This window comes from Rahnella sp. CJA17(1/100) (genome assembly GCF_963881615.1).
GTDB lineage: Bacteria > Pseudomonadota > Gammaproteobacteria > Enterobacterales > Enterobacteriaceae > Rahnella > Rahnella aceris.
Map to the genome: position 1 here is coordinate 1 of NZ_CAWOJA010000064.1, position 10927 is coordinate 10927.

Below are 10927 nucleotides of genomic sequence, written 5' to 3' on the forward strand. Positions count from 1 at the left end.
TTACAGCAACGCAGCGATGCTAAAACTGCCCTCGAGACGTGAGCGTGAATATGTCAGGGAAGTGAGAGAAAAAAGGTCGAAATATCCCTTAAAAAACAATGCCGGTCACCTTAAGTGACCGGCATTAGGGCATAGGCCATCATCTGGTAGACATCAGCCTGCGATACGCCATGCCGGGCATCTTCGGGATGACGCCCAATACGCTTCCATTTAGTGTCTATGATCATAATAGTCTGATGGTCCCGCTCGATAAGCAGGTCCGGCCGGGTCTGGAAACGTGGTTTACCTTCTAATCCATCCTCGATCAGACAGTATAATCTGCCAGCCTGTGCACGAACTGTCCATTCCGTACCGCGTACAGCACGCTTCGCCAGTGCCGCTATATATGCCTCGAACAGGTAGTTCATCGGGAAAAGCAGTGTAATCCCGTTCTGCGCTCGTTTATCGTGGTGTGTAGCCTGCCAGTCGCGTCGCAGGAGAAGACGTGCCAGATTGTAGAGTGCTTCCCAGCGATGATTGGTTCGGTCGATCCGCACCTGTGACCAAGGCAGGTGACTTAAGGGAACGTCGCTAACACCCGTCAGCAGGATACGCAATTCATTCAGACGGCGAAGCGTATCAGCAGCTCGGGCATAATGGTGAAGCAAAACTACACACGCCTTCATAATTCGAAGTAGGCTGGTATCAGCCGACAGAACGTCATAACGACAGGCGAGACGGTCAGGGCGGACGGCAAGCGTAGTGAATTGTCGTTTGATATTGAGCCTTCCACGCAATGAGGGCAAATCGTCTTCCTGTGCCAAATAGGCGCGTGGTAATCCCCGATGTACTTCAGACAAGAGTATATCGGCGAACAAGCGGATAAGTATCTCTAGCAAGCTTTCAGCTTGTCTCGCCATTGTTGCAGCCTGTCCATTGCCGAGTTTAAGGCCGAGGGCAACATCAAGCATACGTATCAGGCGATTGCGTATTGTGGCGTCCGGTTCTATCGTCTCGTCGTCGAATTTAGGCAAAATCTCAAGGCTACATCCCGGAGCGGCAATGACCCCAACCATTTGCCCGGCAATAATTTTGTTATGGCGATCGATTAAGATATTAGTTCCGTGCTGATTTGCCAGCGGATGCTCGCGCGCCGCCGTAAGCAGCGCGTTAGCCTGAGGGCGTGTAAAAGCATGAGGAGCATTTATGCTGCTTTCCGTGCTCACATAAACAGCACCCCATTCGCGAACCGTGAGGTGCGTCATTCTTTCGATTCACCAGCCACCTCGGGAGCGGTGGTATTTAACGTTCTGGCTTTGCCTACCAGTCGATCTAAGGCGTCATTTCTGAACGGTTCACGTACTGACCAGCTTGATAACGGTTCACCCTCTATTCCAGGCGGCGGTAAGATCTGCTCTTCCTGCATAAAACCATCACCCAGCACTGCCGCGATTCGGCTCCAGTCCTCGAAGAAATACTCTTGTAACAGCGGTATGACCTTACTGCGCACCGCATCTTCAACTTGTGCCCTGGATTCACAATTGATAAAGAAGGCGTGTCCAATGCGATATTCCCGGCCTATAAGATATTCAATTCGCTGGTTGATGGTATTCAGAACTGCTTTGAGATCGATCCCCTCGACTTCACTTAGCAGAGTCGCGTCGGGAGCCATTTCCCGAAAGTTGAATCGCCGCCTTAATGCTGTGTCAAGTAAGGCGATCGATCGATCGGCGGTATTCATGGTGCCTATGATATGAAGGTTGGCGGGGATGCCAAAATCTTTCTTTTTCGAATAAGGCAGAGTTACGGTGAGTGCATCAGGCATTCCCAGACGTTTATCCGGCTCAATTAACGTAATCAGTTCACCGAACACTTTCGAGATATTTGCCCGGTTGATCTCATCAATAATGAGGACGAACTGTTCTGGTTGCCCTTTAACATCGGAACGATTATCCGGGTTTTCTGTACTCGACAGCAGTCTGCCCAGCGCCGGGATATTCACACGACTGGTGGCAATGGAATAGAGCGTTCGCATGGTGAAGTTACCATCGATAATGGTATCGAGTGGCAGTGGTTCATCAAGAGTCAGTAGCCAGCGAACTGGGCGGCGGTGGGCATAGTAACCTTCGGCTTCAGGAACGAAATAGTAATCACCAGTGATTTCAGCGATAGCGCGAAACGCAGTGTTCCCGTAAGGGACAATCACGATATCGCCAGGCTTCATTTCGCAACGGAAGGGATAGGTTTGCGTCCAGTTACTAGGCGTCAGGTTCCCTGGATTTTGCTTGTTCCATTCATCATGAATCGCGTGGAACGATGAAAATCTATCCGCACTCCAGTCTATGGTCCCACCCCAACCCAGTGCGATATACCCGTTGTCGCGAGCATCTTCATACACATCGTCTTCGGTGCCAATTGTCCCTTGCCCCATTTTCCAGAAGCGTTTTTGGGACAGTTGCAGTGCCGAGGCATCCGTCTGTGCACGGGGTTGTGTTCTGGCCTGATCGGCAAGGGCGCAAATTTCTCTGAAGAGCCCCGGCGTAGGCATGAGTCTGAATCCTGCAGACGAAGACTCATCTTCACCGATTTCTGGGCGAAGGCCCTCAACGAAGGTTTCGTAGTCATAGCTCTGATGGAAGGTGACGAAAGAGATCCTCTTTTCTGCCATCAGTTCGTTATAGCGCGCCATCAGGGCCGCACGCCCATCTTTTGAGTTCGGATAGGCGTCTTTGCCATCGCAGAGCGCTACGGCTTCCCTCGCCGTGTGATAGGTTTTTCCGGTACCAGGAGGGCCGTAAAAAATAAGGTTAGTCGGAGTTGTTTTATTCTGGGCCACCAGTTCGCTTCCTTCCGTAAGGATGAACGTATATTTCCGGGTTGTGCTCTTTTTAGGCCCTTCCGTCACCGGAGGGGGAACATCCGCTAGCTCCTGAAATTTTTGACCATCAAGAACCTGACAGATGTTCGGCCATCCCTTGTCGAGGCCCATTTCAGTATTCAGAGAGCCAACTACCAGGGTGACACTGGCGTCACCTCGCTCTCTGCCTGGGATGATGTAGTTTTCAAGGACATAATCCCGAATTTCGCCGGCCTGAGAATCATCACCACTCAGGAAGCGTCCATATTGTCCGAGCCAGCTATTCCAGTTGGACAATCGGTTAAGCGGTTGCTCTGATTCGGGCATTAGCAACCGATAGTCTTCGCCGTTGTCTTTAGCATCACGGCGAATCTCTTTGATCCGCTGTCGCAATTGCGCAAACCCATCCGCCTTGTAGGCTGCATCCAGATCTGCATGAGGAGAACCAAGCGCTGCGAGATTTTTTTCGATAGTTTTGACAGCATAAATACGGGAGTTGAGGCCTGCTTGTGTTTTGGCACCTCTGTTCTTCAACCATTCCTGAAATTCAACTTCGAGCATTTCCGATGCCCTCTCATTTTCGTTAACTTACTGATAGCTATCATTGTGGATGATGGAAGGGGCAGTACTGTAGCTCTTCGCTACAGATTGCCAATACTGTTAATCTTCCCTGCTGATTGTCTCGCTTGCGGGGCTAAGGGCTTGACCAACCTGGCATAGCAGACAGGCGTTATCCTTGAAGGTCATGGTCCATCTGGAGTGCAGTCCAGGCGCTGTGCCGCTTCCCGTAAACATAGCACTGGGGATGCCGTGGTCAAGATATGTTTTTCCATAATTTATTGATAAAGAACAATAATAGTTATTATGTAATGATTTGAACCTTTATGAGCCTTTTAACTAATCGTCATATCCAAAGCTACGCATCAACTGAAGGTACAGGCATACAGAAAGCGAGTGGGAATATAAAACAACTTCTTCCCGTGTTTCACTCTCATGCTAGAACCCACCCCTGTGACGCTGGTGTGAACATAAGCCAGATGCAGATTGGTGTTCCTGAGGCAGAATTTCAAAGGCCCGCGGTCATTCGTCTGCAAGAAAATATCCGAGACGGGCTGCAAGCGCTTTTAAGTTGGCAAATAAATGCGAACTTCCCCTCATCGCTCGTTGCCGACTATCAGGTGAAATCGTGTTCTAACAGAGAACACTGCCAGATCAAGTCTGCTCTAATGCATCTGAAAGGAATGAGCGGGCTCTTTGCCGCCCGCCCCGCAGTCTGCGAATTTTCCTGACACTGTATGCCAGGAAAATTCGCATTGGAATTATACACCCTAACACCACTGCTACTCCTCCCACCGCTATGTAAGGTTAAAGCCACATTCCTTTGCGGCTTCTTGCCCCTGCCCTCAGGCTTTATCCATCAAATAACGATGCGCTTTGGATGCTGCACTAGCGGCCTTGAAAATATAGCGTTTGTCGTTCTTCAGTGCTTTCAGCCAGGAAGCGATGTAGCTTTCATGCTGAACCTCTCCAGCGATCCCCAGATCCGCCATCAGGAACGCGCTTCCCAGCTCGGCGATTAACTCCTCAAAAGCATAATCCTCACTGCCAAACTTCCCTTTCATTTCACGATTCAGCCGACTTTTGGCTCCACTCCAGTGAACCAGCTCATGCATACCTGTAGCGTAGAAATTGGCAGCATCGCTGAAAAGACGACGTTCAGGTAAACGGATTTCATCGGTTGACAGTGCAAAAAAGGCGTTTTGTCCCTTCTCAATGATGGTTGCACCACTGTTACGGAAAATCGCTTCCGCCTGCGGTAACGGCTCAAAGGTCTCTGCCGGGAAAACGGCTTCATCACTCAGCGGCAAACCATCGATTTGCTCAACATTAAACACGGTGAACGTCTTCAGCATCGGGATATAATCAGTTTCTCCGTCGTCATTTTCCTTTTCCAGTGTGGTATAGAAAATGGCGGTAGTGCCGTGTTCCCCTTTACGCACCTGCCCGCCTTCCGCTTGCGCCTGTTTGTAAGTCATCCAGCGTGAATCCTTGAATCCCTGTTCTGACGCACTGCTCCACAACAACATGATATTCATTCCACTGTAACCCATACCAGTTGCGTAATTGGACGGTAAACCAGACATACCGGGGGTACGCTGCCACGGACACGCCCAGGGTTTAACACCAGTTTCCAGTGCCGCAATGATGCTGCCAGTGACGGTCTGATAAATATCAGTTTTGGTTTTGGAAAATTTCGTTTTTGAGGAGCCTGACGGGTCCAGCGGGGATGCGCTGGTCGCCGCTGCGGTGTTAGGGGCGCTAGTCTGGGTATGTAGGGAAATCGTCATGGTTTTTTCTCCGTCAGTGGTGTGAATTTCGTCTTCGTATCGCCTGACGGTTCGCTTTCCCGGCATCGTTCCGGCACGCAAGGGCGCAGAATGCGTGCCAATTTACCCTTGCGGGACGGGTTGTGTTGGGAAACGATTAGCCGGAGCTGATACGGGAACGAAAAGCACACGAAAGGAAAAGATATGACCTACATAGCCGGGCGTAGCGCCCCTTGGTTCGCAGCGGTGAAATGGGTTGAAGGTTGTGGTTTAGAAATTGAATTAAACTGTATAACTTCAGACCTGATATAGCAGTGTTCTGAGGTAGAACAAACTCAAATCTGGCTTTCTGCTTTCAGCGAAAAGCGGACTTTACTTACGTCCACTTTCACAAATAAGCAAAACAAATGCTTCACTTCGAAGCAATACGATCATTTTTATTTACTGAGATCAATTTTACAAATGCTACCCAGTTCTAAATCTTTCTTAGCCATTGGCATTAAATCCGGAATGGCATTTATTGATTGTTGTATGTAATTCCTCCCATCATTTACATCCCCTTTTGCACATAATATTTTAGCTGCATTAATTGCCATATATTTTTTTACTTTATCATTATCACTGCCAATCCTAAGCGCAATGGAAATACTATTCATTGCATCAGTATAATTTCCTGCTCTAAATTGTGCATAAGCTTTTTGATTCCACAAAGAAGCATCTACGGGTGTCATTTGAGTTGCCAGGGAGAATGACTCTGCTGCCTCCAGAAATTTTTTATTTTTCAAATAATCGAACCCAAGACTCTTGTAATGCTCGATGCTGTACGTCGGCTTATCTTGATTATCTACTGATTGATTATTGTTTTTTGATAAGCAGTTTGCTTGAACCTTTGCAATCATGATGTTTTTCTTTTCTGATGAAGAATAGTAAGCATCAGCATAAGATTTTATTTTCCCAATGGATAACTCTCCATCTTTTTGGCATTCTTCATAGCTTGTTCTTAAAAAATCAATATCAAGTTTCTGTGAATTCAAACCTTGCTCTGCACTCTTTATGAATAACTCTTTATTTTGAATAGAGAGAATACTTTGTGCGTTTTGTCTATCGAAAGCAAGCTTTTCATCGTTTTGATTTTTTGTTATCCAAATATTTGCCATTCCCATTGGGAGGGTTGCAATAAAAACCATTATTAACTCAGTTATCTTGATTTTATTTTCAGTGTTCAATGTCGACATTTATTTATCATCCAAGTCTAAATTTTTATTACAACCATTATCGGCAATAAAGTAATTTTCTTTATTTATAAACCCATTGATAGTGGTATGTTTATATATTTAGGTGACATGTGTAATGTCCGCTTCACGCCCTGAGACATTCGACAAGCTTTCTACGGCATTAGTAAGGGCGATTTTCGCGCTTCCAGTGCCAGCAAATATTTCGCTTCGTCACAACGGGTTCTGGTCTTCCAGCAGCGGTAAATAATCCTTATCCATTTGAATGCCAGAGCCCGGATCGCTGATTGATGAGATTTTCCTTTTTCTCGCATCCCCTGATAATACAGCTTGGCCCAGTATGATGAGTTAACCGTCTTGGCAGCCCATTCGACAAAGGTTTGCCTGACGAACTTGGCACACTGCCATCGCCAGTGAACCCAGGATTTCTGGCCACTTCGTTCTGTCACCGGGGCAATACCTGCGTAGTTTTGAATTTCCTCAGCGCTGTTGAAGCGGTCGCGGTTATCACCCAGTGCGGCAAGCATATGTGGGCCCATACACGGCCCCATGCCCGGTAGTGATTTGAACAGCCCTGCATCCGGAAGCGTATCGAATAACGATTCGATTCGTTCGTCGTAGGTTCTGATAAGTTCACCTACAAGTTTGATTTGTGATGCAAGTGCTGTTGCCATTAGCGCGTTCGCCTCGATGACACTTTTATCAGTGGTCAGGGGAATCGCGTTGGCAATGCTTGTAACCCGCTGTTCTGTATACGCAACAGCGGGACCACCTCTTGCGTTCATAAAATGACGGACGGTATCACTCCGGGCACGTTTGAGCTGTTGCAGGCTTGGCCAGCGGATTATGAGCTCACAGAACAATGAACTGTCCCGATGCGAGAACCATTCCAGGGGTTGAGGATAATACTGCTTAAGCGTGTTAATGAGCCGGTAATCCCCCCGAAAAACAAGTGCATGCATAAGTAGAATTTTCTCATAATCTGAATACAGAGGGGATTTCTATGAAACGATCACGTTTTACCGACAGTCAGATCATCGCTATTCTTAAACAGGCTGAAGCCGGAACGCCGGTTTCGGAGTTATGCCGCGAGCATAGCATCAGCAGTGCCAGTTTTTACAAATGACGCTCAAAGTTTGGCGGAATGGATGCCGCACTGATGAGCCGTCTCAAGGAACTGGAAGAAGAAAATCGCCGCCTGAAAAAAATGTATGCCGAAGAACGGCTAAAAGCCGAGATTATTCAGGAAGCTATGGCAAAAAAGTGGTGAAGCCATCAGACAGGAGGAGGATGGCACAACAGGCAGTGGCTCACTATGGTGTGGGTATCCGTCAGGCCTGTCATCTTTTTCTGCTCAGTGAATGCTGCTATCGCTATACTCCCCGGTTAAATCAGGAAAACCGGCATATTGCTAACTGGCTCATGCGTATCACCGACAACCAGAAAAACTGGGGTTTTGGCCTGTGCTATCTGTATCTGCGAAATGTGAAAGGATTCACCTGGAACCACAAAAGGATTTACCGTATTTACCGCGAACTGTCGCTAAATATGCGGATAAAACCGAGAAAACGGCTAAAACGTGAGAAACCAGAACCACTGAGTGTCCCGTCCGGTAGCAACGAGAGCTGGTCGATGGATTTTATGCATGATCAGTTAGCTGACGGGCGTTCCGTTCGTTTGCTGAATATTATTGATGATTTCAATCGTGAAGCATTAACAATAGAAGTCGATTTTTCACTGCCTGCCAGTCGTGTGGTAAGAACACTGGAACAACTTATTGAATGGAAAGGAAAACCTGCATCAATTCGTTGTGACAACGGACTACCGTCTGAGTCAACTGTTTTTACGCAAAGGGCTCCCGCCATCTGATAAGAAGGTGATGGTTTATTTTATATCCGATATTGCTCATTTCCTTTTGGCTTATAAACATGCTTACCATGATATACAAGGGTCCGGATGGCCCGACAGGACTTAACACAGCATTTTGGGAAGCCATGGACGTTGAGCATTATCTAATGGTCGCGATGCGCCTTACGGCCCATTGAATCACGTCCCATGGCTTATTTCATAATACCCTTTATAATCAATATCCTGTTTTACAATCGCATGCGCTACTCTGGCGACTTTTGTTGCCACTGCCGTCATGGCTTTTCTTTTCTGATCGGGTTTATCTCCATTTTCCCGGATATAACGTTCATATTTGTACCGGAAGCTGTTTTCTCTCGTTCTTACGGCTACGGTGGCGGCAAGCCAGAAGGCATATCTTAACCGTGCGTTTCCACGTTTTGACTTTACGCCAATACAGCATATTCAGCGCTTAACTGATCCTACTTATCAGAGCGGTTAAAAATGGGGGGATTACCAACACAGAACGCGTTTATAGAACGGTTTAACCGAACATACCGGAGAGAAATACTGGATTTTTACCTGTTCAGAACACTGAATGAAGTACGAGAAATAACGGAGCGCTGGCTGAATGAGTACAACAGTGAGCGACCTCATGAGTCCCTGAATAACCTGACACCGGAAGAATACCGGCTGATGGCTGAAAAACCGGAAATCTCAAAAAGTGTGTGGAATTAAAGCTGGGATACTTACAAAGAAACTGGCAACCGGAAGCCCGGTAACTCTGAATCCGGAACGGGGAAAACAGGCGGCTTAAATTAACTAAGGGTGACAACTGCCTTGACACTTACCGTTGGGGTTCTGAAGTCGAATTTAGCTATATCAGTTGAGACCTGAGTTGGCAATGCTATGAGGTAGGGCACACTCAAATCTGACATTCTGCTTTGATCGAAAAGCAGATATTATATTTACTAACCTACTCTATAAAGCAAGAGGTCTATTTTGCAGCTTACGGATAATGACGTATATTATAACCTCCGAAACGATGAATAAACACTGAAAACAACGGTCAGATAGCATCTTTTGCGATATGTAATACGCTATCAGGATAAATATTGATTTTCAAATCGTCGTTCTGATGGCGTCGAAATTTACAGAAAATATATGTCGGCACACCGTGCGCAGCTTAGCCATTCAGTACGATAGGCCAAAAGCTGGCAATAGCTAATACTGTTTCGACTTTGAAGCAAGGCCAGCAAGGAAGGATCCCATAAGCACCAATCCAATAAAGGCTTCGAAAGCAGCATAGAGTTTTAGAAATTTTTCTGTCTGATAAATGTCACCATATCCAAGCGTAACAAAAGTAACCAAGCTAAAATAAAAGGAGTTGGCAAAGTCTCCTAATGTAACAGAAGACGTATTAAAATAGTAAATCATTGATGAGCCAAAAACTGTTGCTATTGAGCTATAAAGACTCCTTATGGGTTTTTCACCAAAACCCCATATCAAAAAAGATAAAAGTAAAATGGTAAAACTTAAGTAACAATACAAATAAAAAATAGTTTTTCCTATTATGTTTTTATGTTTCAACCTATCCTTGAAGTTTTTACTTGGCATTAGAAAAGATAACATCTCTGACCTTTTTTCTTTATAGAAAAACTTACCAGCTTCAATCTGATTGCCAAAGCCAGTATATAAATTTTTCAATTTTCTATAATAGTTTCTTTCACTTTCCTTGCTGCTGCACTCATCCTTCCCTGGTGTAAATGTTGAATTCGATATTTCTGAGTGTTCCATAGTTGCTTCAAAATCCATGCCCTCAAAACTACATAAATTCAACTTGCTTCTAATAGAATGTATTCTGAGCGAACAGTTCTTGAAGCTTAATTCCTGAAATAAACCATTTGATAGTATAAACTCTTTCTTAATATCGCCATACCCCCAATCCCATAAAGGAGTTTGTAGAAAACTTAAGAAAGCTATTCCACCTTCAATTTCCAAGCCTTTAGCTGATGAAAACCAAATTTGTATTCTTGTATTATTGATAGCACCGATCATCTTTAGACTATCTAAACAAACAAAATCTAAAAGCCTCCCGGAGATTATCGGGGATTTTATGCTTACATTGCCAAGATTAAGAAGGAATGCTTTTTTCATAAACTCTGGCTTACCACCTACCCAACTAGTTATACGAAAGTTTCTTCTAGTATCAGAATAAATTTTATTACCTTTATTTTTCTTCAACCAATAGAAATAAGGATCAAAGATAAGTTCACTAGTTGTTATGTTAGGGTCTCTGAGATGAGAAATTTTCGGATCATTCGTTCTGAAAACATGCTTTTCTTTACTGTATGTATACTCAAAAACAGACCAGTTTTCCTCAGCTCCAATAAACACCCCCAACCCATGTGCAAACATAATTTCTTTAGTTATATTAGTTTCCTGCATCCATTCATTAAAGAATGGCAGGGTAGATTTGAATGCTTCAAATAACCTTGGGTAGTCATTATTTCTGCGCCATTTGTTAAATTCTTCTGGAGACATTTCCCACAAATAATTTTGGTTCATTATATTACCCCTTAGCTCCGTCCCGATAAGAAAATATCTTTACTCGAAGTATATACCACTTTACTTTTTATTTATGATATCAACATAGAATCTCTTTACGTGGCAATTATCTTACAGTG

The 10927-nt window shown here is 45.2% G+C and carries 5 protein-coding genes and 4 pseudogenes; 2 read left to right on the forward strand and 7 right to left on the reverse strand.

Annotated elements, in window-relative coordinates; all coding sequences use genetic code 11:
- Positions 1-110: 110 nt before the first annotated feature.
- The 5 genes and pseudogenes from AACU55_RS20645 to AACU55_RS20665 all read right to left on the reverse strand — a co-directional run.
- The gene (locus tag AACU55_RS20645) at positions 111-1244 is read right to left on the reverse strand and encodes an McrC family protein (RefSeq protein WP_240785653.1); all 1134 of its coding nucleotides are present in this window, start codon (positions 1242-1244) and stop codon (positions 111-113) included.
- The gene (locus tag AACU55_RS20650; RefSeq protein WP_134706014.1) at positions 1241-3397 is read right to left on the reverse strand and encodes an AAA family ATPase; all 2157 of its coding nucleotides are present in this window, start codon (positions 3395-3397) and stop codon (positions 1241-1243) included. Before AACU55_RS20650 ends, AACU55_RS20645 begins: the two co-directional genes overlap by 4 nt.
- A gap of 842 nt (positions 3398-4239) precedes the next feature.
- Entirely contained in the window at positions 4240-5184 is a 945-nt protein-coding gene (locus tag AACU55_RS20655; RefSeq protein ID WP_134706015.1) for an ArdC family protein, read from the reverse strand.
- Between the two features lie 416 nt (positions 5185-5600).
- The gene (locus AACU55_RS20660; protein WP_134706016.1) at positions 5601-6398 is read right to left on the reverse strand and encodes a tetratricopeptide repeat protein; all 798 of its coding nucleotides are present in this window, start codon (positions 6396-6398) and stop codon (positions 5601-5603) included.
- Between the two features lie 152 nt (positions 6399-6550).
- Positions 6551-7327, reverse strand: a pseudogene (locus tag AACU55_RS20665) (transposase); the annotation flags it as partial.
- Between the two features lie 71 nt (positions 7328-7398).
- On the opposite strand from AACU55_RS20665, the pseudogene AACU55_RS20670 reads away from it, so the two are divergent.
- Positions 7399-8216 (forward strand): annotated as a pseudogene (locus AACU55_RS20670) (IS3 family transposase); the annotation flags it as partial.
- Between the two features lie 225 nt (positions 8217-8441).
- On the opposite strand, the pseudogene AACU55_RS20675 reads toward AACU55_RS20670, so the two are convergent.
- A pseudogene (locus AACU55_RS20675) lies at positions 8442-8684 on the reverse strand (IS110 family transposase); the annotation flags it as partial.
- Between the two features lie 66 nt (positions 8685-8750).
- Between AACU55_RS20675 and AACU55_RS20680 the strand changes: the two are divergent.
- Positions 8751-8978: pseudogene (locus AACU55_RS20680) on the forward strand (integrase core domain-containing protein); the annotation flags it as partial.
- 486 nt (positions 8979-9464) lie between these two features.
- Here AACU55_RS20680 and AACU55_RS20685 read toward each other — a convergent pair.
- Positions 9465-10808, reverse strand: coding sequence for a potassium channel family protein (locus AACU55_RS20685; RefSeq protein ID WP_134706017.1), 1344 nt, complete (start codon positions 10806-10808; stop codon positions 9465-9467).
- Between the last annotated feature and the right edge of the window lie 119 nt (positions 10809-10927).